This window comes from Klebsiella sp. A-Nf5, from assembly GCF_002810545.1.
GTDB lineage: Bacteria > Pseudomonadota > Gammaproteobacteria > Enterobacterales > Enterobacteriaceae > Klebsiella > Klebsiella variicola.
Map to the genome: position 1 here is coordinate 31,811 of NZ_PIOG01000092.1, position 20,058 is coordinate 51,868.

Annotated in this window: 21 protein-coding genes and 1 pseudogene; 10 read left to right on the plus strand and 12 right to left on the minus strand. The window is 59.5% G+C overall.

Features of this window, described 5'->3' with window-relative positions:
* Nucleotides 1-9: 9 nt before the first annotated feature.
* Together CWM53_RS32210 and zntB are read right to left on the minus strand one after the other, a co-directional pair.
* Nucleotides 10-186 carry a hypothetical protein gene (locus CWM53_RS32210; protein ID WP_373996481.1) on the minus strand — a complete coding sequence of 59 codons (177 nt, stop codon included), beginning with the start codon at nt 184-186 and terminating at the stop codon, nt 10-12.
* 334 nt (nt 187-520) lie between these two features.
* On the minus strand, nt 521-1,504 hold the full coding sequence (zntB, locus tag CWM53_RS09730; RefSeq protein WP_061154809.1) for a zinc transporter ZntB: 984 nt from the start codon (nt 1,502-1,504) through the stop codon (nt 521-523).
* Between the two features lie 277 nt (nt 1,505-1,781).
* Here zntB and CWM53_RS09740 point away from each other — a divergent pair, with 277 nt between their 5' ends.
* The 3 genes from CWM53_RS09740 (at nt 1,782) to CWM53_RS09750 (ending at nt 4,037) form a co-directional block, all read left to right on the plus strand.
* Entirely contained in the window at nt 1,782-2,525 is a 744-nt protein-coding gene (locus CWM53_RS09740) for a DeoR/GlpR family DNA-binding transcription regulator (RefSeq protein WP_074386035.1), read from the plus strand.
* Nucleotides 2,488-3,606 (plus strand): oxidoreductase, encoded by a 1,119-nt coding sequence (locus CWM53_RS09745; RefSeq protein WP_074386036.1) that lies wholly within the window; start codon nt 2,488-2,490, stop codon nt 3,604-3,606. The genes CWM53_RS09740 and CWM53_RS09745 overlap by 38 nt, the downstream gene beginning before the upstream one ends.
* Before the next feature lie 236 nt (nt 3,607-3,842).
* Nucleotides 3,843-4,037, plus strand: coding sequence for a hypothetical protein (locus tag CWM53_RS09750; RefSeq protein ID WP_061154812.1), 195 nt, complete (start codon nt 3,843-3,845; stop codon nt 4,035-4,037).
* 116 nt (nt 4,038-4,153) lie between these two features.
* On the opposite strand, the gene CWM53_RS09755 is transcribed toward CWM53_RS09750, so the two are convergent.
* Both CWM53_RS09755 and CWM53_RS09760 read right to left on the minus strand, forming a co-directional pair.
* The gene (locus tag CWM53_RS09755; protein WP_074386037.1) at nt 4,154-4,903 is read right to left on the minus strand and encodes a hypothetical protein; all 750 of its coding nucleotides are present in this window, start codon (nt 4,901-4,903) and stop codon (nt 4,154-4,156) included.
* A gap of 236 nt (nt 4,904-5,139) precedes the next feature.
* On the minus strand, nt 5,140-6,516 hold the full coding sequence (locus tag CWM53_RS09760; RefSeq protein WP_100630876.1) for an amino acid permease: 1,377 nt from the start codon (nt 6,514-6,516) through the stop codon (nt 5,140-5,142).
* Between the two features lie 334 nt (nt 6,517-6,850).
* Here CWM53_RS09760 and CWM53_RS09765 point away from each other — a divergent pair, with 334 nt between their 5' ends.
* Nucleotides 6,851-7,330, plus strand: a complete 480-nt coding sequence (locus CWM53_RS09765; protein WP_061154814.1) for an Lrp/AsnC family transcriptional regulator — start codon at nt 6,851-6,853, stop codon at nt 7,328-7,330.
* 250 nt (nt 7,331-7,580) lie between these two features.
* Nucleotides 7,581-8,195 carry a YitT family protein gene (locus CWM53_RS09770; protein ID WP_023322497.1) on the plus strand — a complete coding sequence of 205 codons (615 nt, stop codon included), beginning with the start codon at nt 7,581-7,583 and terminating at the stop codon, nt 8,193-8,195.
* A gap of 115 nt (nt 8,196-8,310) precedes the next feature.
* Here the strand turns inward: CWM53_RS09770 and CWM53_RS09775 are convergent, their stop codons facing one another.
* The 3 genes from CWM53_RS09775 to CWM53_RS09785 are packed head-to-tail and all read right to left on the minus strand — an operon-like array spanning nt 8,311 to nt 10,800.
* Nucleotides 8,311-8,979 carry a methionine ABC transporter permease gene (locus CWM53_RS09775; protein ID WP_004892563.1) on the minus strand — a complete coding sequence of 223 codons (669 nt, stop codon included), beginning with the start codon at nt 8,977-8,979 and terminating at the stop codon, nt 8,311-8,313.
* Entirely contained in the window at nt 8,972-9,985 is a 1,014-nt protein-coding gene (locus tag CWM53_RS09780; RefSeq protein ID WP_100675780.1) for a methionine ABC transporter ATP-binding protein, read from the minus strand. The genes CWM53_RS09775 and CWM53_RS09780 overlap by 8 nt, the downstream gene beginning before the upstream one ends.
* A gap of 8 nt (nt 9,986-9,993) precedes the next feature.
* Entirely contained in the window at nt 9,994-10,800 is an 807-nt protein-coding gene (locus CWM53_RS09785; RefSeq protein WP_100729833.1) for a MetQ/NlpA family ABC transporter substrate-binding protein, read from the minus strand.
* 220 nt (nt 10,801-11,020) lie between these two features.
* On the opposite strand from CWM53_RS09785, the gene CWM53_RS09790 reads away from it, so the two are divergent.
* Nucleotides 11,021-12,196 (plus strand): aminotransferase class I/II-fold pyridoxal phosphate-dependent enzyme, encoded by a 1,176-nt coding sequence (locus tag CWM53_RS09790; protein ID WP_040968439.1) that lies wholly within the window; start codon nt 11,021-11,023, stop codon nt 12,194-12,196.
* A gap of 45 nt (nt 12,197-12,241) precedes the next feature.
* Here the strand turns inward: CWM53_RS09790 and CWM53_RS09795 are convergent, their stop codons facing one another.
* Nucleotides 12,242-13,276 carry an NADP-dependent oxidoreductase gene (locus CWM53_RS09795; RefSeq protein WP_100729832.1) on the minus strand — a complete coding sequence of 345 codons (1,035 nt, stop codon included), beginning with the start codon at nt 13,274-13,276 and terminating at the stop codon, nt 12,242-12,244.
* An 88-nt stretch (nt 13,277-13,364) separates the two neighbouring features.
* Between CWM53_RS09795 and CWM53_RS09800 the strand changes: the two genes are divergently transcribed.
* On the plus strand, nt 13,365-13,913 hold the full coding sequence (locus tag CWM53_RS09800) for a TetR/AcrR family transcriptional regulator (RefSeq protein WP_049155418.1): 549 nt from the start codon (nt 13,365-13,367) through the stop codon (nt 13,911-13,913).
* Nucleotides 13,914-13,971: 58 nt separating this feature from the next.
* Here CWM53_RS09800 and CWM53_RS09805 read toward each other — a convergent pair whose 3' ends face one another.
* Together CWM53_RS09805 and CWM53_RS09810 are read right to left on the minus strand one after the other, a co-directional pair.
* Nucleotides 13,972-14,883, minus strand: a complete 912-nt coding sequence (locus tag CWM53_RS09805; protein ID WP_100630880.1) for an NmrA/HSCARG family protein — start codon at nt 14,881-14,883, stop codon at nt 13,972-13,974.
* Nucleotides 14,876-15,746, minus strand: a pseudogene (locus CWM53_RS09810) (MBL fold metallo-hydrolase). Before CWM53_RS09810 ends, CWM53_RS09805 begins: the two are co-directional and overlap by 8 nt.
* Nucleotides 15,747-15,833: 87 nt before the next feature.
* Here CWM53_RS09810 and CWM53_RS09815 point away from each other — a divergent pair.
* Nucleotides 15,834-16,757 carry a LysR family transcriptional regulator gene (locus tag CWM53_RS09815; protein WP_100630882.1) on the plus strand — a complete coding sequence of 308 codons (924 nt, stop codon included), beginning with the start codon at nt 15,834-15,836 and terminating at the stop codon, nt 16,755-16,757.
* A gap of 18 nt (nt 16,758-16,775) precedes the next feature.
* Here the strand turns inward: CWM53_RS09815 and CWM53_RS09820 are convergent, their stop codons facing one another.
* The gene (locus CWM53_RS09820) at nt 16,776-17,681 is read right to left on the minus strand and encodes a LysR family transcriptional regulator (RefSeq protein ID WP_100729830.1); all 906 of its coding nucleotides are present in this window, start codon (nt 17,679-17,681) and stop codon (nt 16,776-16,778) included.
* A gap of 138 nt (nt 17,682-17,819) precedes the next feature.
* Between CWM53_RS09820 and CWM53_RS09825 the strand changes: the two genes are divergently transcribed.
* Both CWM53_RS09825 and CWM53_RS09830 read left to right on the plus strand, forming a co-directional pair.
* Nucleotides 17,820-18,749, plus strand: a complete 930-nt coding sequence (locus CWM53_RS09825) for an aromatic alcohol reductase (RefSeq protein ID WP_100729829.1) — start codon at nt 17,820-17,822, stop codon at nt 18,747-18,749.
* A 25-nt stretch (nt 18,750-18,774) separates the two neighbouring features.
* Nucleotides 18,775-18,981: a DUF1471 domain-containing protein gene (locus tag CWM53_RS09830; RefSeq protein WP_077268394.1), complete on the plus strand. Its 207-nt coding sequence runs from the start codon at nt 18,775-18,777 to the stop codon at nt 18,979-18,981.
* A gap of 56 nt (nt 18,982-19,037) precedes the next feature.
* Here CWM53_RS09830 and CWM53_RS09835 read toward each other — a convergent pair whose 3' ends face one another.
* Nucleotides 19,038-19,916 carry an AraC family transcriptional regulator gene (locus CWM53_RS09835; protein WP_004151595.1) on the minus strand — a complete coding sequence of 293 codons (879 nt, stop codon included), beginning with the start codon at nt 19,914-19,916 and terminating at the stop codon, nt 19,038-19,040.
* Between the last annotated feature and the right edge of the window lie 142 nt (nt 19,917-20,058).

Genomic DNA, 20,058 nt, shown 5'->3' on the forward strand with positions numbered 1-20,058 from the left:
ATTCTCGTATTAAAGGACGGACAATCTGCAGGCGCGTATCCTCGCAGATCTCCGCGCCTGATGCGACAATTTAATCGGCTCTTCGTCAGGCGGCGGATCGGGCTGCGGCTGCGGACGCGGTCGTGGGTCGGGTAAAGGAACCGGATCGTTCGGTTCGGGTGAGATGGGGATAGACTGGGCTGTCAGCCCTGAAGCGTAATGCATAGAGGCCTCCCGGAGAGTAATACGGGCGTACCCGCAGGCTTAACGGCCTGAAGACCGTCGGGTGTCTTAGTAAGCGTAGAAGCTGGTCCGGAGAGCGCAAAAAAAAAGCCGACTCAACAAAGTCGGCGTCGTACGAATCAATTGTGCTATGCAGTAATTCAAAAAAGGAAGTAAGACAATATGGAGCGCAACGCCCATCGCTTGACGTTGCATTCACCTGCGAGAGAGATATTGCCCTGAATGGGTAGGTGGTTTATTGATTTCGCTCAAACATTGCCGGGTTTTCCCGGCAATGCGGCCGCTAAAAGGCGATTCTTTACAACCATTTACTGCGATGTAACCACCACGCAACACCACCGATGACAACAACTAACATCAGGCAGAAGAGGCTAAATCCCAGATGCCAGCCGTTGCCGGGGATCCCGCCAAGGTTGACGCCGAACAGGCCGGTTAAAAAGGTGCTGGGCAGAAACACCATCGCCATCAACGACATTGTATAAGTCCGCCGCGCTAGCGACTCCTGCATAATCTGGGCGATCTCATCGCTCATGATCGCCGTCCGGGCAATACAGCTGTCGATCTCATCCAGCCCGCGTCCCAGCCGCTCAGCGATATCCTGCATTCGCCGCCGCTGATCGTCACTCATCCACGGCAGACGCTCGCTGGCCAGCCGGGCATAAACATCGCGCTGTGGCGCCATATAGCGGCGCATCACGATCAGTTGCTTACGCAGCAGCGCGAGAAAACCGCGCGGCGGCACCTGCTGGTCAAGCAGGTCATCTTCCAGGTCGATAATGCGGTCGTGCAGCTGTTCGATAAACTCGCTGGCATGATCGGTCAGCGCATCGCAGACCTCCACCAGCCAGCTGCCGCCGTCCGTCGGGCCATTGCCTTCGCGCAGGTCGCCAAGCACATCATCCAGCGCCAGCACCTTGCGCTGACGGGTGGAAACGATCAGCCGTTCGTCCATATACAGACGCATCGCCACCAGCTGGTCGGGACGCTCATCGGTACTGCCGTTAATGCAGCGCAAGGTGATCAGCGCCCCGTCGCCGATCCGCGTCACTCGCGGCCGGGTGCTCTCCCCCGCCAGGGCGTCACGCACGTTATTGGGCAGCAACGGGGTGGCCGCCAGCCAGTCAGCGCTGTCGCTATGGGTATAGTTCAGATGCAGCCAGCAGGGCTTGTCCTTGTCGATAATATCGTTATCGGTAAGCGGCTTCACGCCGCCCTGCCCGTCGAGCACCCACGCGAAGATCGCGTCCGGTATCTGCAACTCCGAGCCTTTAATCGCGTCCACTCAACCTCCGTTAATCCATACCTGTCACATTGCGCGTACTCTCTATAAGGTACGCGAAAGCGCGCTTTTTCGCTTTTTATTGCCCGGAAGACTGGCTAATGGCTTCATTGAAAAGCGCTTTTGCCCCGGGTCGCGCCGCTCTCCTCATTTAACGTTAAAGCGTAGTGAAATCAAGTTCTTCCCGTTTTGCCGATCTCACTGCGTCTTTTTGCGGTTTATTTTGCCATTCATTGCTGTATTATGCTGTTTATTGCGTTAATTTGCGGAGGCGCTTGCCATGCATAAGCTCGCCAGACAAAAACACATCCTCGACAGGCTGAGTGAAAACGGCCAGCTAAGCATCAGCGAACTGGTCGAAGGGCTACAGGTCTCGGCCGATACCATTCGCCGGGATCTGAGCGAGCTGGAAAAACAGGGCGTCCTGCAGAAAAGTCACGGCGGCGCCATCGCTCTTAACGTCCCGGCGATGACGCGCCAGGGTCGAAACGCCCTGCTCCCCCAGACCAAGCAGCGCCTGGGCCAGCGGGTCGCCGCGCGCATCCCCCTCGGCTCAACGCTGTTTCTCGACGCCGGAAGCACGGTGCTGGCGGTCGCCGCCCAGCTTAAAGGGCCGATGACCGTGATCACGCCTTCGCTGGATATCGCCCAGCTGTTTAGCGACCGTGCGGATATCCAGCTGATCCTGCTTGGCGGCCAGTGGGACAGTGAACAGCGGCTGTTCGCCGGCAGCGCCACGCTGTCGCTTGTCGCCCGCTACCGCGCCGACATCGCCATTCTCGGCGCCTGCGCGCTCCATGCCGGGCTGGGGCTGAGCGCCAGCCAGGAGGCCGATGCTGACGTGAAGCGCGCCATGCTGGCCGCCAGCGCAGAGCACTGGCTGGTGGCAGACCATACCAAAGTCAACCATTGCGAGCCGTGGCTGGTGGCCGGGCTCAGCGACATTCACCATCTTTTTCTTGATCGTCCCTGGGCTGAGCTGGGGGATGACCCCGCCCTCTCTGTACACATTGCTGACGCTTAACCGCGTGGAGAACCTGATGAGTAACAACACAATAAATATCGCCCTGATTGGCTATGGCTTCGTCGGTAAGACCTTCCACGCGCCGCTTATCCGTTCAGTGCCGGGCCTGAATCTGGCGTTCGTCGCCTCGCGAGATGAAGAGAAAGTCAAACGAGACCTGCCGGACGTCACGGTCATCGCCTCCCCGGAGGCAGCGGTCCAGCATCCGGATGTCGATCTGGTGGTCATCGCCTCCCCCAACGCCACCCACGCGCCGCTGGCCCGTCTGGCGCTCAACGCCGGCAAGCATGTGGTGGTGGATAAACCCTTTACCCTCGATATGCAGGAGGCCCGGGAGCTGATCGCCCTGGCTGAGGAGAAGCAGCGCCTGCTCTCCGTCTTCCATAACCGCCGCTGGGACAGCGATTACCTCGGGATCCGTCAGGTCATTGAGCAGGGCGCCATCGGCACCGTGAAACACTTCGAGTCGCATTTTGACCGCTTCCGTCCTGAAGTTCGCGTCCGCTGGCGTGAGCAGAACGTCCCGGGCAGTGGTTTATGGTTCGATCTGGGGCCGCACCTGATCGATCAGGCGCTGCAGCTGTTTGGTTTGCCGCAGTCGGTACAAGGCAATATCGCCACCCTCCGCGACGGCGCGGAGATCAACGACTGGGCGCATGTGGTCTTAAACTACCCGGCGCATAAAGCGATCCTGCACTGCAGCATGCTGGTCGCGGGCGGCTCGTCGCGCTTCATCGTGCACGGCGATAAAGGCAGCGTCATCAAAGCGCGGGCCGACCAGCAGGAGAGTCAGTTGCTGGCGGGCGTGGAGCCCGGAAGCGCCGGCTGGGGTCAGGATGATGACAAGCTGGTGATCTATGACGCCTCGCTGCAGACCCAAACCCAGACCACCCCGCAGGGCGATCAGCGCCAGTACTATATGCAGATCCGCGATGCCCTGAAAGGTCAGATCGCCAATCCGGTGCCGCCGGTTGAAGCGCTGGCGGTAATGGCCGTTCTGGAAGCGGCGGTGCGCGCTGCAGAAAGTGGCATGGTGCAGACCCTGGACCTGACCGACGACGAGCGCAACGCGCTGCGCTAATCCTGCCTGTTCTCCGGTTATCTGCGCACCCCGCAGGTAACCGGATCTCCCGCCCAACGTCAGAAAAAATCACTACCCATACGAAATTTAACCTTTCTTTATCCTGCTTTATAGCGCAAAGCACCGCTGGAAATTTCAGCCAATTGGGAGGAGGATAGAGAGCAGATCGATCGTGATGAGAAAAAGGTTGCTGACGCTGTGGACGTGGCGACCGCATTAATGGACAGGAGAAGCTCATGTATTACACGTTAGGAGATACCACTCTCCATTTTTATCGCTATCAGTGCAAATTTTACGTGGCCCACTGGGACGGGGGTAACGTGATGGACGACAAATTTAAACCCTTTATTGAACAGATCACTGAGAAGACCGGGCTGGATGCGAAACGCGTCGAGACCGCCGCGCGCGATTATTTTACCAACGTGGATTAACATGCAACCTGGCGCTGTAGGGCGTGGGTGCAGGCTGGCGCGATGACCGTGCATGCGAACCCACGCTTTCGCCGCCGGGTGTTTCTCTCCTGGCGGCATCCCTTCCCCCGTCTGCGTTAAACCGTGGACAATTTGGCCAGAATGGCGGCGAAGGCGTCATTGACGTCATCGCCGGCGAGCAGTTTTTTACGCAACGTGAAGCTTCTGCCGCTGGAACGGATCAGTAGTCGAACTTTCGCATCATTATTCCCGCGCTCAGCCAGTACAACGTCACGCAAGGGAATAACGTAAGTATCGGCATAGAGTCCCGGCGTAAATATCATCGACTCGCCGCTCACGCCAATCACCACCCGATTCTGCAGACGATAGCCATTGCACAGCGCCAGAATACCGGCGGCAATAAACACGCCACCAATCCCCATGCCAATCATTAAGATAATAATGCCGGCAATGAGCGCCAGTCCTCCCTGAGGATAAAAACCGGACGCATTAAAGGCTAATAGCCGGTGATTATCGTCGCTGCCCATCGCCCCGGTTGTTGACCGCCACGGGGTAAAACCGGCGTTAATCCGCGTTTGAAAGCTGAACATACAGCCAACCAGAAAGATCATGCTGGCAGGTACCATGACGATACCGCCAATAAACGCCAGCACGATGGCCAGATAAGGATAGCGGCCTGACAGTATAATACTGACAGCCTGAACCACCACGGCGATAAACAGGGCTAGCACCAGCCAGGACCACATGCTGTCCGCCCGACGATGAAAGTTCAGCTGTCCTTCATCGAGTAATAAATTTCGCGCGACAAAACAGATAATAATATTGACGAACAGGCCTATCCAGACCAGCTTATGAACATGCTTCATTCCATACTCCATTATGTATTTTGCTATTCCATTCGGTGGCATTATAAAATAAACCTGAATGCCGCCTGGATATTACCAAAGCGCCACGCAAGATCAATAAAAAGCATGTCCACTTACTCTATTCCCAGATTAACATGTCCTGTTATCATTTATCGGAATTATATAATCAACTATAAGTATTGACGTTATTTTTCACGATGAGAATATCACCCTGCCGCCCGGCAGGGTGTTGGCGATTAACCCTCTTTCATCGCCACCAGCGCCGGGGCGCTTTTCTTCCGCAACAGATAACCGGCGGCGAGGATCAGCAGCCATACCGGGATCAGGCAGACGGAGATGCGGATGTCGGGGGTGAGATACATCACCACGAGGATCCCGGCGAGAAACAGCAGGCACAGCCAGTTAGTCAGGGGATAACCGAGGCTTTGGAAGGCCGTTACCTTTCCGGCCCGCTGCATAGCGCGGCGGAACTTAAGATGGGTGATGCAGATCATCGCCCAGTTAATCACCAGGGCCGCCACCACCAGCGCCATCAGCAGGCCAAACGCCTTACCTGGCATCACATAGTTAATCACCACGCAAAGCGCCGTAGCGAAGGCAGATACCGCCAGCGCGGTCAACGGGATCCCCCGGCGGTTAACCCGCAGCAGCGCCCGCGGAGCATTGCCCTGCTGAGCCAGGCCGAACAGCATCCGGCTGTTGCAGTAAACGCAGCTGTTGTAGACCGACAGCGCGGCGGTGAGCACCACCAGATTGAGAGCGTTGGCCACAATATTGCTGTCAATGGCATGAAAGATCAGGACAAAGGGACTGCCTCCTTCCACGACGTTACGCCACGGGTAGAGTGACAGCAGGACCGCCAACGATCCCACATAAAACAGCAGAATGCGATAGATCACCTGGTTAGTGGCTTTGGGAATGGTTTTATGCGGTTCGTCGGCTTCCGCCGCGGTGATCCCCACCAGCTCAAGCCCGCCGAAGGAGAACATGATTACCGCCATCGCCATCACTAAGCCAGTGATGCCGTTAGGGAAAAATCCCCCATCCTGCCACAGGTTGGCGACCGTCGCCGCCGGACCGCCGTGGCCGCTAAATAACAGATAGCTGCCAAAGGCGATCATGCTGATGATGGCGGCCACTTTGACAATCGAGAACCAAAACTCCAGCTCGCCATACACTTTGACATTCGTCAGGTTGATGGCGTTGATCGCCACGAAGAAGATCGCCGCCGACAGCCAGGCGGGTACTTCCGGCCACCAGTACTGAATATAGATCCCCACCGCCGTCAGCTCCGCCATGCTCACCAGCACGTACAACACCCAGTAATTCCAGCCGGACATAAACCCGGCGAAGGGTCCCCAGTAGCGGTTGGCAAAATGGCTGAATGACCCGGCCACCGGCTCTTCCACTACCATTTCGCCAAGCTGACGCATGATGAAGAAGGCGATCGCTCCGGCGATGGCGTAGCCCAGCAGGACCGAGGGGCCTGCCATGCGGATCGTCTGCGCGATACCTAAAAACAATCCGGTGCCGACTGCGCCCCCGAGGGCGATCAACTGGATATGGCGGTTTTTTAACCCACGTTTTAATTGATGCTCTTGCTGCGTTGTCATCTCTGACCTGCCCCTGTCTGTAAAAAGTCACCTTCGGCGATAGCAACTTTCAGGCCAGGGCGCAGCAACCCGGCGTAAGAGCAAGAGCAATATATTGAATTTCATTAAAATATTATTTATCCGTCTGCTCCGGGGCATGAGTCATGCGCTGTCAGGTCATACATAACGCGCGAAAAATCGCCTTAAATCGCACAGTTCATGAGAAAATCAGCCTTTTTATGCATGAATCTGACCCGTTTTGGTGCGCCTCGTCCTCCGGCTAGCCTGGCGGGCTTCACGCAGGGAAAAAAGCTGTTAGGCTGTTAGCCACTCTTACGCTCCGCTAGTGGCCACCATGTACAACATCGACGACTATGATCTGAAAATACTCACCCTGCTGCAGGCCAATGGCCGTTTGACCAATCAGGAACTGAGCGATCTCATCGGCCTGTCAGCCTCCCAATGCTCACGGCGCCGCATCGCCCTTGAACAGGCACAGCTTATTCTCGGCTACCATGCGCGGCTGGCGCCGGATGCTGCCGGGAAGGAGATGCTGGGTCTGATAGAAGTGCGCTTGCTGAATCACACCCCGCAATGCGTGGAGAGCTTTCACCAGATGCTCAGTGAAGTGGACGCCATTCTGGACGCCTGGAAAACCACCGGCGACGCCGACTATCTGCTGCGGGTGACGGTTCCGGATCTGCCCGGCCTGAGCCATTTGATCAGCCATATTCTGTCGCAAAACAAAGGGGTCGCCCATTTGAAAACGGCGGTAATACTCAACCGCCTCAAAGAGAATGGTCAGCTGATGCCGGGGACGGATCCGCTGCGCTGAACCGGGGCACTGTGCCCTGCGGTGGTGCAAACGCAGGGTTACTCAATGCATCATGGCATAACAATTTACACAGATCGCGCAATACATTGCAGAAAATCGCATGACTTGTGCAATTTTCTCTTTTCGGCATAACAATACGTTAGGCTGAATGGCGCCTGTTTTTTCCGCAAACGATCGCCAGGCCCCCTCCTCTGGTGCGATTTTTGCAAATAGGGACTTATCCTTGTTAACGAAAAGATAGTGCTTATTTATGGATAATATCCTGTCCCCTGAAAAACTGACCCACACCTGGCTGGAGGATACCCTGGCGCTGCTGTTCGGCACGCTGATGATCTCCTTTGGCATTATTTTATTTCGCCAGGCGGGTGCCCTGACCGGCGGGACGGCGGGTATGGCCTTTCTGATCCACTATGCCACCCACCTGCCGTTTGGCGTGGTCTTCTTCGTCATTAACCTGCCTTTCTACTGGCTCTCCGTCCGGCGGATGGGGGCTGCCTTCACGCTGAAAACCTTCTGCGCGGTCGGACTGGTGTCCCTGTTCTCTGACCTGCACGGCTACTTTATTCATGTCGATCGCCTGAACCCCTATTACGCCACCCTCTTCGGCAACATCATGGTCGGCATTGGCTTTGTGGTGCTGTTTCGCCATAAAGCGAGCCTCGGCGGCGTTAATATTCTGGCCCTCTATCTGCAGGACAAAAGCGGCATCCGCGCCGGTAAATTCCAGATGGTGGTTGACGCCTGCATCGTCACCGCCTCGCTGTGGGTAGTGAGCTTGCCGATGCTGCTGGTCTCTATCCTCGGCGCCGTCGTTTTGAATTCGATTATTGCCATGAACCACCGTCCCGGACGCTACGCAGTGTAATGGTTTCACTTTTGGTCGGCGGCCTGGCAGTGATCTGTGACACTGCTTTTGCCCCGGTCTCCACGCGCTAAGCCGCTGTCCCGCCAACCGCGGTTACCCCGGGGCGGGACGACGGTTATTCGCGACGCAGTCGGCGAGCCAGGCGGGTGCCCAGCGTCTGAATGAGCTGGACAATCACAATCAGCACCAGGGCGGTGGTGAGGGTGGCAAAGGCGTCGAAGCGCTGATAGCCATAGGTGATCGCCAGGTCGCCAATTCCGCCGCCGCCCACCGTTCCCGCCATGGCGGTCGCGCCAAGCAGGCCGATGGTCGCCGTGGTGAGGGCCAGAATCAGCGACGCTGCCGCCTCCGGCAGCATAAAGTGCCAGACCGTCTGCAGGGGGGTCGCGCCCATAGCATCCGCGGCTTCGAGGATCCCCTCATCCACCTCCAGCAGTGAGCTCTCCACCAGCCGGGCAATGTAGGGGGCGACAAAAACGATCAGCGGCACGATGGCCCCCGCGGTGCCGATAGTGGTGCCCACCAGCAGTCGGGTAAAGGGCAGGATCACAATCAGCAAAATGATAAACGGCAGCGAACGCAGCACGTTAATCAGCGGATTCAGCGCCTGATGCACCACCGGGTTGGCCACGATGCCGCCGGGACGGCAAACCACCAGCACAATCCCTAACGGTACGCCGATCAGCGCGCCAAAGCCCAGCGAGACGGCGACCATAATCAGCGTGTCATGCAGCGCCAGCAGAAACTGATCGCCGGTAATGGCGGTATCAATAAGATCAAACATGGGTGATTTTCACTCCTGCATCGGCCAGATGGGTGATGGCGCGTTCGGTTTCGTCAGGCTCGCCGAGGAGTTGCACAATCATAAATCCCAGAATCCGGCCCTGAACTTCAGACATGCTGGCAAACAGGATATTCACCTCGACAGCATACTCGCGGATCAGGTGGTTAATGATCGGTTGCTGCGCAGTCGCGCCGATAAATTCGAGACGTAAAGCCCGGGCGCCGTTATCGCGCTGCAGGAGCGACGCCACCCGCTGCGGCAGACGATCGTGCACCACCGACTGCACGAAACTGGCCGTTACCGGATGCTGCGGCTGGGCAAAGAGGTCGAAAACCGTCCCCTGCTCAACGATACGGCCCGCCTGCATCACCGCCACTTTGTGACAGATTTTCTGGATCACCGACATTTCATGGGTGATCAGTACGATAGTGATACCATAGCGGCGATTAATCTCCTGCAAGAGCAGTAAGATCTGCACCGTGGTGTGAGGATCGAGCGCCGAGGTGGCTTCATCGCACAACAGCACCGACGGGTTGGTGGCCAGCGCCCGGGCAATACCGACCCGCTGCTTTTGTCCGCCCGACAGCTCATTAGGGTAGCTGTGGATTTTGTCGCTCAGATCGACGAACGCCAGCAGTTCCGCCACCCGCGCCTGGATAAAGGCCTTGTCGCGGCCTTGTAAAATCAGCGGGATGGCGATGTTATGGAAAACGGTTTTTGAATTCAGCAGATTAAAATTCTGAAAGATCATGCCGATATCTTTTTTGATGGCCTGCAGGCGCTGGCCGCTGCAGGCCTGTAGCGGCTCGCCGTTTAACAGCACCTCGCCCTCGCCGGGCGTTTCCAGACGATTAATCAGCCGTAATAAGGTGCTTTTTCCTGCTCCGCTGTAGCCAATAATGCCGAAAATATCGCCTCGTTCAATGCTGAGATTAATATCCTGCAGGGCCAGAACCGGATGTCCTTTCCTGGAAAAGCTTTTACTGACGTGGCGAAACTCTATCATCGCGTTATTCATTTTAAATAATCAGGAAGCAGGTAACCATCATACTGCGGATGGCTGAGAATATATTTTTTGAAATCGGCAGAGTGGTAGCCATCGATAATATCTTTGGCAAACTGCGCCTTCTGATTTTTACCGGCGACGGTCACAACATTAATAAAATGGCTGGTGGCTGCCTCCAGCTTTAATGCCGAGGTCAGGGACATACCGCTGGAGACGGCGAAATTGCCCTGAATCAGGCCATAGTCGACATCCGGCAGAGCGCGAACCTGCTGGGCATTATCCATCTCTTTGAGGACAATTTTGTAGGGATTATCAATGATATTGCGCTGCGAAAAGGTGGCGGGGTCGCTGTCCGGTTTGACCTTCACCCAGCCCAGGCTCTGCAGCACCAGCACCGCGCGATATTCGTTTGACGGCTGGTTCGGTACCGACACGACGGTCCCTGCCGCCGGCGTCCCCAGGGTGGTCAGTTTACCGCCGTACAGCCCCATCGGCGGCGTGGGGACCTGCACAATGCCCACGTTATCGATCCCCAGCCGCTCATTAATTGCTTTCAGATATACCGGATGTTGCATAATATTCGCTTCGATATCGCCGCGGGCTACCGCGTCATTCACCTGAATACCGTCGCTGAAATCCTTATATTCGATTTTATACCCTTTACTCAATAAATAGGGCGCAACGCCTTTCTCAAATTGCTCTTTATACGGCCCGGGGTTAAAGCCGACGCGGATAAGGTGGTCTTCGGCGGCGGCATAAAAAGAGGTGGCCGACAACAGGGCGAGGGTCATCCCGAGCGCAACTGACTTGTTCATAAGGTATTTTCCTGGAAGGTTGACGATATTGAGCGATTAAATCACAGCCGACTGAGGGTTGTAAGCCAGAACGCCGGATTTCCTTTTGCTAATTCCTCATTAACTTTTGCTATATCGACATATCCTAAAAACAAGAATCCTTTGTGTATTTTGTTATTTAGCCAGGCGTAATAAATCCCTTAAAGATGGCTAATTATTCGTGACTTAAACTGGGAATGTTATGCCTGATTTTACTGCTTCACCGCTGGTGGACGCGCTGGAAGAGAATCTGTTCAGCCTGCTGGAAAAACTGGCCGCGGAGGTCAACACCGAAGCGCTGCCGCTGATCGATCTTTCCAGCGGCAGTCCGGATCAACCCACTCCGCCGGAAGTGATTGACTCGCTGCAGAGCGCCATTCATCGTCGTGAAAACCATGGCTACCCATCGTTCTGGGGCAAACCACAGGTCCGCGAGGCGATCGCCCAGTTCTATCGCCGGCAGTATGATGTGGAACTCGATCCGCACAGCGAAGTCGCCGTGTTTCAGGGTTCGCATATCGGCATTGGCGGCATCCCGCGGGCACTGCTCAGCCCCGGGCAATATCTGATCTCCACCGATCCCTGCTATCCGATTTACCGCTCGGCGGCGCTGCAGTCCCAGGCCGCGTTTTATGGCCTGCCGCTCAGGGCGGAGAACCATTTCCTGCCGGATTTTAACGACCTCCCCCGGGAGGTGGCTGACAAGGCCGGGCTGGTGGTGCTGAACTACCCGCATAATCCAACCGGCGCCCTCGCCACGCCGGCGCTGTTCGCCAGCGCTCTGCAATTTGCTCGTCGTCACCAGGTGCCGATCCTCCATGATTTTGCCTATGCGGCCATCGGCAGCGCGGCCAGCGATGCGCCGCTGAGCCTCTTCTCCCAGCCCGACGCGAAAGCGTGGGGAGTGGAAACCTATACCTTTTCTAAGACCTTTAATATGGCCGGCTGGCGCTTCGGCTTCGCGGTCGGCAACGCCTCGATTATCCGGGCGTTTAAAAAGCTGCACACCCATAGCTACAGCACGGTGTTTGGCGCGATTCAGGATGCGGCGATCGCTGCGCTCAACCTGCCGGCTGAGCGGATTGCGCAGCTGACGGCGGTCTATCATCAACGTCGGGAGTGGGTTCTGCGTCGACTGGCCGCGCTGCGCTGGCCGGCGCGTGCCGCACAAGGCACTTTCTTCCTCTGGCTCGGCGTGCCGCCCGGCTACCGTTCGCAGGAGTTTGCCCGCCTGCTGCTGCAGGAAGCGCATATTCTGGTGGCGCCGGGCACTGGTTTTGGCGAAGGGGGTGAAGGGTTTATTCGCATCAGCCTCACGGCAGGCGACGACGCGCTGAGCAATGCGCTGGACCGTCTCGCCCGGCTGGCGCTGTTTTAGTCCGCCGCCGGGAGAAGTGAAAACACGTAACTCTCGCCGCCGGGGTTACTCCGCTGACGAGTCCATCACCGACAGCACAATTTTACCCTGCAGACGACCTTGCACCGCTCGCTCATGCGCCATCTGCGCCTGCGCAAGGGGGAAAACGCTGTCAATCGCCACCCGGATGACTCCGGCGTCCAGCAGGTCGGCAAGCCGGGCGAGCTGCGCGCCGCTGGAGCGCACCTGGGTGGTCGAGACCGTCACTCCGCGCTGTCGTGCCTCTTCCGCCCCGGCAAAGCCGAGCGGAAAGACCGGGTACAGCGCGCCGCCGGGCCGCAGGGTACGCAGAAAACGGCCGCTGGCCGGCCCGCCCGGCGCATCGATGACCAGATCCAGGTCACGCACCGCCTCCTCAACGGCAGTGGTCGTATAGTCGATAAAAGCATCGGCGCCGAGCTGACGCAAAAAAGCTTCATGGCGGCCCGCGGCGACGGCAATCACTTGGGCGCCCTGCCACTTCGCCAGCTGTACGGCGAAATGACCAACGCCGCCCGCCGCGCCGTTGACCAGGACGCGTTTACCTGCCAGCGGCACCGGCCGATGCGGCCCCGGCTGCAGCGGATTCGCCACCTCATGCCCGGGCTCGATCATGAACTGCCAGGCGGTGAGGAGTGACATCGGCACCGCGGCGGCCTGCTGATGGCTCAGGGTTAGGGGTTTGCGGGCCAGGTCGCTGACCGGCACGCTAACGTACTCGGCGTAAGCGCGGCTGCCCCCTGCTGCCCCTTCGGGAAAACGCGCCATGGCGTACACTTCGTCGCCAACCGCCACCTCCCGGACGTCATCCGCCCGCGCCACCACCACCCCGGAGAGATCGGTCCCGAGGATCAAGGGAAAGCGGACCTCGGGCCGCCACTCCGGGGGCAGCTGTTGATAGCCATCGCGCAGATAGCTGTCCGGTGGGTTTACGCCCACCGCGTGCACCTGCACCAGCACCTCGCCGGCCTGCAGCACCGGCAGTGGCGCATCCTCATAGTTCAGGACTTCCGGCCCGCCAAAGGCGTGCTGTTGAACGGCCTTCATCATCTGCGTCGACATCGCTTTCTCCTCATATGGAAATGCGTTATATTTAACGGAGCACCGTTCCGAATATATGGAGCGGTGCTCCGCTTGTCAAGGAACGCCAATGAGAGCTGATGCCAGAAAAAACTATGATCTGTTAATCGACGTGGCCCGGGACGTCTTTGTGGAGCAAGGCGCCGAGGCCTCGCTGCGCGATATCGCCCGCCGGGCGGGCGTCGGAATGGGAACCCTTTACCGCCACTTTCCCAACCGCGACAGCCTGCTGGAAGCCCTGCTTCGCAGCCGCTTTGCGGCGCTAACCGCCCGGGCTGAGTCGCTTCTGCTCGCCGCCGATCCTGCCGCGGCGCTGCTGGAGTGGCTGGCCGAGAGCGTGGCGTTTACCCATCAGCATCGCGGGATCATCGCTCCGCTGATGAGCGCCATCGACGATCCTGAGTCCGCCCTGCACAGCGCCTGCGTTGCCCTGCGCGCCGCCGGTACGTCGCTGCTGACCCGCGCGCAGCAGGCCGGCCAGGCACGGCCAGATCTCAGCGGAGACGAACTGTTCGATCTGATTGCCGCGCTTGCCTGGCTGCGGGAGCAGCCCTCCCATGCCCCACGCGCAGAGCGGATTTTAGCGGTGCTGGCCGACGCGATCCTGACTGCCGGCTAGCGGCGGCCAGCCACCGGCGAGACAGCACACGCCTGGAGAGTGACCGGTACGCCTGCCTTTAACGATTAAACGCCCAGTTGGCCCCGCTGGTCAGTGCCTGCTCGAAAGCGGGACGGCCGGGGCCGGACAGCCAGCCGGCGAAGGTGTGCAGCTGCGGGTGCAGCTGGCGCATGGCGTCGAGGTCGGCGTGCCCGGCCAGCCGCCCGTCGTCCACCAGCCCGGTCAGCTTGTGCAGAAAAGGGCTGGCGGCCAGCACCTCATCGGAAAATCGCGAATAGGGGATCGGCCGTCCCGCCGCCGCGGAGAATAACCCCTCCAGCTGACGGCCGGTCACGCTGTCGCTGGCGATCTCAAACGTCTTGCCGGCAAACCGCGCTGGCGCGGCAAAAACCGCCGCGACAAGATGGCCAATATCCTCCACCGCCAGCACCTGCATCCTCCCCTCCGGCAGCATAAAAAAGTGAAAATGACCTTCATCAAGGCCAAAACCGGGCATCACCAGCAGCTCCATAAAGGTGGCGGGCCGCACGATGGTCGCCACCAGCGGCAGGCGGCGGATATGCCGTTCAATTTCCGCTTTGGTGTCATAATGCGCTACGCCGGTGGGCGTCTCCCCTGCCGCGCTGCCGGAGCTGTACACCAGATGCTTCACCCCGCACTCGACGGCGAGATCGGCGATGGTTATCCCGTAGCGTACCTCCTGCTCATCGGTCACCGTCCCTCCCGGCGAACTGGGCTGGACGCTGAAGACGCCGTCGACCCCGGCCATTGCCGATCGCATTGCCGCCCGGTCTTCAAAGGTACCCACCACCAGCTCGGCTCCCCGTGCCGCCAGCGCGACGGCCCCGGCGGAGAAAGGATCCCTGACCAGCGCCCGAACCCGCCAGCCGCGGTGCAGCAGCGCCCGCGCAACCGAGCCGCCCTGCTGACCGGTGGCGCCAAAAACCAACACGCTTTGCGCATTATTCATCACTGTTTCCCCTTATCTGCAGCTTGTTGCCCGGCCTCTCGCCAGCGATAGTCACCTTGCTTAACCTCCTCCAGCCAGCCGCAGGAAGGCCCGGCAAAATGCCCGGTGAACCATTGAGCATGATGGCTGGCTCCCCACGCCATCATCTCCCGTCGGGAGGCTTCCGCCTGCCGGGGATCGCCGCAGAACGCTGAGTTCCACTGCGGATGGGCAAACTGGAGCGGAGAATGAAGGAGATCGCCGGAGAAACAGGCGTAATCATCTCCGGCGGCGAGGATCAACGCGGCATGGTCCGGACTGTGGCCGGGGGTGGGCACAAAGGCGATCCGCCCGCCGACTCGCGGCCGGGCCGCCACATCGACGGTTTCCAGCTGGCCGGCCTCGATCACCGGCAGCAGGCTGTCGAGCCACAGCGCCCGGTAGCGTTCGCTGTTTTTCACCCGCGTCAGCTCTTTTGCCGAGCACAGGTAGCGGGCGTTGGGAAACAGCGGCACCCAGCGATCATCCTGCCAGACGGTATTCCATCCGACATGGTCGGTATGCAGGTGGGTCAGTAGCACCAGGGTCACGTCCTCCGGGTTCACTCCCGCGGCGCGGAGATTCTCCAGATACGGCGTGTTAAGTTGATGATAGAGCGGATTGCCGCCGCGCTCCCGACCGTTGCCAGTGGCGGTATCGATAACAATCAGATCGTGGGGGGTCTGCACCACCCAGCTGTGGATCGACAGCGCAATCGACTGAATAACGTTGTCCGCCTCCGCTACCGGGAACGCCTGTGGATAGAGCGCCGCTGGCTGCAGGGTCATCTCACGCTCCGGCACTTTGAAAATCAGGCTATCGCCTGTCTGGTAAGTTTGCATCACACCCTCCGCGCGCATTGCGCTGGTTGATTTATCGGGGTGAGATTCACTATGCTGCCGGGATAACCCACATTCAAATTGATTATCATAATGAAGAAAATCATTGAAAATGATTTTAGTCGTATCGATCTGAATCTGTTGACGGTCTTGATGGTGCTGTACCGCGAAGGGAGCGTCACCCGCACCGCAGAGGTGCTGCATCTTGGCCAGCCGGCTATCAGCGGGGCGCTGAAACGCCTGCGCGAGATGTTTGACGATCCGCTGTTCGTGCGCAGCGCCAGAGGCATGCTGCCAACGCCGCGGGCGCAAGCGCTGATGACCGACCTGCAGCCGCTGATGGAAAACCTGCATTCGGCGATGTTTGGCGCCGGGGAGTTCGTCCCGGCGCGCGCGCAGCAGCTTTTTCGCATCGGCCTCAGCGACTGGAGCGAACACTGGCTGATGCCCCCGCTGTTACCCGGGATGATGCAGGAAGCGCCCGGGGTCTCACTGCAGTCGATAGCCGCCGACCCCTTCCAGGTTCGCCAGCTGCTGGAGGAGGAGCGCATTGATGTCGCGGTGTCCCTCAACAAACAGAGCCGCGGGGAGGTGGTCAGCGAGCCGGTGATGACCATGGGAGTCACCACCCTGTGGTCGCCGCAGCAGATCCCCTGTCGCGGGCCGCTGTCGGTGAGCGACTTTGTCGCCTGGGAACACGTGATGGTGGCCTATCGTGAAACCGGCCACGGGGAAATAGACCGCCAGCTCGCCAGCCAGGGGCTCGCGCGGCGCGTGCGCTTTGCCACGCAGAATTTCTCCACCTTTCCCCTGCTGCTGACCACCCTGCCGCTGTTCGCCACCGTCCCGCAGGGGCTGGCGCAGCGCTGGCAGGCGCAGTACGCGTTGCGTGCAGACGCCCCGCCGGTAGCCTACCCGGAATTTACGCTGTGCATTTTGCGGCACAAACGCCGGGCGCAGGATCCGGCGCTGAACTGGCTGGTGACGAAGTTAAAACAGGCCATGCGCGGCCAATAACCGGGCCGATGCCCGGCATCAGGCCTCGCTGAGCGGGGGTTGCAGAACGCGCCTGCTCCAGTCATAAAACGCGCGCACCGCCGGCGGCAGATAGCGGTTTTGCGGATAGACCAGCGACAAGGGAAGATCAGAAGCGGCCTGCTCAATACAGGCGACCAGCGCGCCGCTCTGCAGATAAGGTTGCGCCAGATAGCTGGCGACGCGGATCAGGCCCAGCCCCTGAACGCCGGCCTGGATATAGGCATCGGTATCGTCGACCACCAGCGTCTCCTGCATACGGATCGCGCAGTCGCCGTCATCGAGGGAGAAAAGCCAGTCGATGGTCCGCCCGGTACGGTGGTTCAGGTAGCCCACTGCCCGGTGGTGGTGCAGATCGTCGATGCCCTGCGGCCGGCCGTGGGCCGCGAGCCAGGCTGGCGCGGCGAGGACCATCCAGCGGTAGCGGGCCAGAGGACGCGCCACCAGGGTGGTGGAATCTTCGATCCGCCCGGTACGGATCACGCAGTCATACCCCTCCTGGATAATATCTTCCACGTTGTCGCTTGAGCAGAGGATCAGCTCCAGGTCGGGATACTGCTGCAAAAACTCGCCGATCCTTGGCAGAATGCAGTGGCGGGCAAGGGATTGCGGCATCCCCACCTTGAACCGCCCGGCGGGCTGAGCCGAGCGCCCGGGAAAGGAGGCTTCCATCGCCGCCATCTCGGCCAGTAGCCTTTTACACTCCTCGTAGTACCGGCGCCCCTCCGCCGTCACGCTGAGCTTGCGGGTGGTGCGCTGAAGAAGCTGCGCCCCAAGCCAGGCTTCCAGCTCCTTCACTACCCGCGACACCGTGGAGCGCGGCTGCCCGAGCACCTCCGCCGCACGGGCAAAGCTGTGGGCATCCACAACAGCAACATACAACTGCATGGCATCCAGTCTGTCCATTTCGTTCTCCCCCGGCAATTATTATCCCATTATCACGAACAGTCTAACCCGAAATCCTGTTCTTATCGAATGATGCCCGCCCCCCTACACTGAGCCTGTATCCAGTCAATACAAGGCTTAACTGAGCAAGGAGTCAAAATGAAAACTGATAATCTTAATCATGAGGAAAAGGTATTGGTGCTGGGAGCGGGACAACTGGGCACCGCCGTTCTCGATGCGCTGGTGCCTGCGGTGATCCAGCGCCAGGGCACGGTATCGGTTATCGTCTCGCCGGCGGCCTGGGATGAAACCGGCCAGCTGCGATCGGCAAGCCATCAGGCGCTGGCCGACGCCGGGGCCACTTTTCTCGCCGTCGACATCGCCGGTAGCGCTATGGAGACACTGGCCGGTCAGTTTCGCGGATTCACCACCGTGATTAACTGCATGGGGTTTGTCGCCGGTCCGGGGACACAGCTGAAAATTACCCGCGCGGTGCTGGCGGCCGGGGTACCCCGCTATTTTCCCTGGCAGTTTGGCGTCAATTACGATGTGGTCGGCAAAGGCAGCGGCCAGCCGGTCTGGGACGAGCAGTACGATGTCCGGACCCTGCTGCGCGCGCAGCAGGCCACGGAATGGGTCATTGTCTCCACCGGGATGTTTACCAGCTTTCTCTTCGAGCCAGACTTCGATGTGGTGAATTTATCCAACCGAACCCTTCACGCTCTTGGCAGCTGGGATACCCAGGTGACCGTCACTTCGCCGGCGGATATTGGCCGCCTGACCACGGCGATTTATCTGCATCAGCCGCGGATTGCCAACGAAGTGGTGTTTGTTGCCGGCGAGACGATCTCTTACCGCCAGCTGGCAGACACCGTAGAGCGCGTGACGCAGCAAACGTTCAGCAAAGCTGTCCATACCCTGCCCGCCCTGCTGGAGCAACTGCGGGCGGACCCGGAGAACACCATGCTGCGCTATCGCGCCGCCTTCGCCCGGGGCGACGGCATGTGGTGGCCGATGGAGGATACCTGGAATGCCCGGCATCATCTGCCGACCCAGAACGTTGCCGGCTGGCTGCAGGCCGCGCGCTGATTTTCTCCCACAGGACAGAATGAAGATGAAAAAGTTGATTCCACTGATCGTATTGAGTTGTCTGCTGCCGCTGGCGGCAAATGCCAGGACCATCACCGCCACCGGCGATACCCTGGACCATGCGGAGAGCAAAATCCGCCAGCAGGCCGCCCGCGAGGGTGCGACCGCCTATCGCATTACTGAAGCGCGAATGGGCAACAAAGTGCATATCACGGCGAAAATCACGGACTAAACCACCGGCGCCAGGCTCAGGGACGAGCTACCGCTGTCGCTTGCCCGCGCACCAGGTCAGGCGCTCATTTTTTCCCGCCGACGATCGCGGCCTGGCGGCGCGCCGTACAGGCGAGCGTATTCCCGGGTAAACTGCGACACGCTGATATAGCCCACCTCCCCGGCAGCCTGCGCAATGCTCATCCCTTCCGCCAGCATCAGGCGGCGGGCGTGGATCAGGCGCAACTGCTTCTGAAACTGCAGCGGCGACAGCGTGGTCATGGCGCGGAAATGACGGTGAAATACAGAGACGCTCATCCCGGCGGCATCGGCCAGCGCGTCGACGCTGACGGGCTGCATAAAATCCCGGCGCAGCATCGCCACCGCCCGGCGGATCCGCGCCGAATGGCTGTCTACGGCGCCCAGCGCCCGAATGGCCGGTCCATGGACACTCTGCAACAGCCAGTAATGCAGCTCCCGCCGCAGACCTTCCCCCAGCACCGCCAGCGCCCCCGGTTGATCAAACAGCCTTGCCAGCCGGTAAGCGGCGTCTGTCACATCGGCATTCATCGGTTCGATACCGACACGGGGCGCCTCATCCGGCCCTGACGGCCCGGCCTCCTGCAGCTCGCGCAGGATAGCCAGGTCCAGCTCCAGCACCAGCGCGTAATAGGGAAAACGCTGACTGGCCTCGGTGATCTGGCTGGTGGTGGGGACATCCGCGGCAATCACCATCGCCTCGCCCGGGCCATAGTCAAAGCTCGCCAGACCGGTGGTCACGCTCTTACGCCCCTGGAGCAGCATGGCCACCAGCGGCCTGGCGATAGCCGCCTGTAAATCGCCAGGATGGAGGGCCCGCACCAAGGTGATGCCGGGAACCGGGGTAACCGCCACCCCGCTGCTATCGACATGAGCATCGGCAAACCGGCGGCAGAGATCAAACAGGGCGTCGCGCATAAGATCCTTTCAGGCAAGTTTTAAAGCCTGAGTATGCGCTATTTCCCGGGGAAAGGGAGTGAATGGAGAGAAATGGGCAAAAAATAACAAGGATTGGGCAACCCGACCTGACGCGCGGCCCCTATTGTAGAGCCTCAACATA

Bases quoted from the DNA above. Each gene is read 5' to 3' on its own strand.
- CWM53_RS09770 (WP_023322497.1), top strand. From the start codon at position 7,581: ATGGATAATATCCTGTCCCCTGAAAAACTGACCCACACCTGGCTGGAG.
- CWM53_RS09755 (WP_074386037.1), bottom strand. From the start codon at position 4,903: ATGAAGCATGTTCATAAGCTGGTCTGGATAGGCCTGTTCGTCAATATT.
- CWM53_RS09750 (WP_061154812.1), top strand. From the start codon at position 3,843: ATGTATTACACGTTAGGAGATACCACTCTCCATTTTTATCGCTATCAG.
- CWM53_RS09820 (WP_100729830.1), bottom strand. From the start codon at position 17,681: ATGGACAGACTGGATGCCATGCAGTTGTATGTTGCTGTTGTGGATGCC.
- CWM53_RS09745 (WP_074386036.1), top strand. From the start codon at position 2,488: ATGACCCCGCCCTCTCTGTACACATTGCTGACGCTTAACCGCGTGGAG.
- CWM53_RS09760 (WP_100630876.1), bottom strand. From the start codon at position 6,516: ATGACAACGCAGCAAGAGCATCAATTAAAACGTGGGTTAAAAAACCGC.
- CWM53_RS09785 (WP_100729833.1), bottom strand. From the start codon at position 10,800: ATGAACAAGTCAGTTGCGCTCGGGATGACCCTCGCCCTGTTGTCGGCC.
- CWM53_RS09830 (WP_077268394.1), top strand. From the start codon at position 18,775: ATGAAAAAGTTGATTCCACTGATCGTATTGAGTTGTCTGCTGCCGCTG.
- CWM53_RS09790 (WP_040968439.1), top strand. From the start codon at position 11,021: ATGCCTGATTTTACTGCTTCACCGCTGGTGGACGCGCTGGAAGAGAAT.
- CWM53_RS09780 (WP_100675780.1), bottom strand. From the start codon at position 9,985: ATGATAGAGTTTCGCCACGTCAGTAAAAGCTTTTCCAGGAAAGGACAT.
- CWM53_RS09825 (WP_100729829.1), top strand. From the start codon at position 17,820: ATGAAAACTGATAATCTTAATCATGAGGAAAAGGTATTGGTGCTGGGA.
- CWM53_RS09775 (WP_004892563.1), bottom strand. From the start codon at position 8,979: ATGTTTGATCTTATTGATACCGCCATTACCGGCGATCAGTTTCTGCTG.
- CWM53_RS09765 (WP_061154814.1), top strand. From the start codon at position 6,851: ATGTACAACATCGACGACTATGATCTGAAAATACTCACCCTGCTGCAG.
- CWM53_RS09805 (WP_100630880.1), bottom strand. From the start codon at position 14,883: ATGAATAATGCGCAAAGCGTGTTGGTTTTTGGCGCCACCGGTCAGCAG.
- CWM53_RS09815 (WP_100630882.1), top strand. From the start codon at position 15,834: ATGAAGAAAATCATTGAAAATGATTTTAGTCGTATCGATCTGAATCTG.
- CWM53_RS09740 (WP_074386035.1), top strand. From the start codon at position 1,782: ATGCATAAGCTCGCCAGACAAAAACACATCCTCGACAGGCTGAGTGAA.
- CWM53_RS09835 (WP_004151595.1), bottom strand. From the start codon at position 19,916: ATGCGCGACGCCCTGTTTGATCTCTGCCGCCGGTTTGCCGATGCTCAT.
- CWM53_RS09795 (WP_100729832.1), bottom strand. From the start codon at position 13,276: ATGTCGACGCAGATGATGAAGGCCGTTCAACAGCACGCCTTTGGCGGG.
- CWM53_RS09800 (WP_049155418.1), top strand. From the start codon at position 13,365: ATGAGAGCTGATGCCAGAAAAAACTATGATCTGTTAATCGACGTGGCC.